This is a genomic window from Microbacterium sp. K35, from assembly GCF_004794375.1.
Taxonomy (GTDB): Bacteria; Actinomycetota; Actinomycetes; order Actinomycetales; family Microbacteriaceae; genus Microbacterium; species Microbacterium sufflavum.
On the sequence record NZ_SSDM01000203.1, the window covers coordinates 1 to 1,319 of the forward strand.

Here is a 1,319-nt window from a genome sequence, read left to right on the forward strand (position 1 = left end):
CCTGGCCCCCCTCGGCGGCGCGCCCCTGCCCACTCGTTCCGCGCTGCCGTCGTTCGCGACGCGGCCGCGACTGTCGTCCCGCGAGCAGGTCGTGCTGCACGCCCTCACCTCGGGGGCGGCGCTGCCGGACATCGCCGCCGAGCTGAGCGTGTCGCCGAACACCCTCAAGACGCAGCTGCGCAGCATCTACCGCAAGGTCGACGCGGCCAATCGCACCGAGGCGCTGGAGCAGGCCGCCCGGCACGGACTGCTCCCCGACTGATCCCGAGGGCTCCCGGCCGCGCGTGGGGCGGCGGCCGGGAGCCGGCGGGGGGTCGTCAGGCCTGCATGCGGCGACGGCGCACGATCAGCAGCGCGGCTCCGGCGAGCAGCAGGGCGATCGCGAGCATCAGGACCCAGGGCGCCAGCTGTCCGCCGGTGACGGCGAGGGGCGTCAGCACCCGGTTCTCGGTCGTGCCGGCGGGCGGGGTGATCGTCTCCCCTCCGGGCGGCGTGGCCGAGGCGACGGCCACGTTCCGCAGCGAGGCGCCAGCCGCGTCGGCGTGCACGGTCACCGCGTAGGTGATCACGACGCTCTCCCCCTCCGCGAGACTGCCCGTCCAGCGCAGCGCCGTCCCGTCGATCACGGGGGCGGCCACCTCGCGGTTACCCACCGTGGCCGTCGCCGTGCCGCGCAGGTCGGCGTGCCGCAGCACTCCGGCCAGGTCGTCCCGCACGACCACCTCGTCCAGCCCGGTCTCGCCGGTGTTGGTGCCGGTGAGCGTGTAGGTCACGACGCTTCCCGTCGCCACGGCCGTGCCCGAACCGGGGTCCGAGGTCTTCGCGAACGTGAAGCCGGGGGTGCCGACCGGGTTCTCCGTGGTCGTCGGCGGGGGCGTGATCACCGCGCCACCCGGAGGCGTCGCCGTGCCCTCGACCGTATTGGCGATGGTCGCACCGCCCGCGTCTGCGTGCACGGTCACCGAGTAGGTGATGGTGACGCGCTGGCCGACCGCGAGGTCGCCCGTCCACGTCAGCTCGTCGCCGGCCACGACCGGGGCGGGCGCGACGCCGTCGACCACGGTGGCCGTCACGTCGCCGTTGTAGTCGGCGTGCGCGAGCACGCCCGACAGGTCGTCGTCGATGCTCACGGGCGCCAGAGCCGTCTCACCCGTGTTCACGCCGGTCACGGTGTACGTGATGACGCTGCCCGGGTCGACGCGGGTGCCGTCCGCGGGGTCGGCGGTCTTGCGCAGCTCGAAGCCGGGCGCGTTGACCGGGTGCTCGGTCGTGGCGGGCGGCGTCTCGATCGGTGGCACGCCCCCGGGCGGGGTCGCGGA

General features: G+C 75.1%; 2 protein-coding genes. One reads left to right on the forward strand and one right to left on the reverse strand.

Going from position 1 to position 1,319, the window contains the following annotated elements:
* The coding region (locus tag DW299_RS07650; protein WP_136036239.1) for a response regulator transcription factor at positions 1-262 on the forward strand (262 nt) is incomplete at its 5' end.
* A gap of 55 nt (positions 263-317) precedes the next feature.
* On the opposite strand, the gene DW299_RS07655 is transcribed toward DW299_RS07650, so the two are convergent.
* Positions 318-1,319 (reverse strand): DUF7927 domain-containing protein (locus tag DW299_RS07655; protein WP_136036240.1); only part of this gene is annotated, 1,002 nt, incomplete at its 5' end.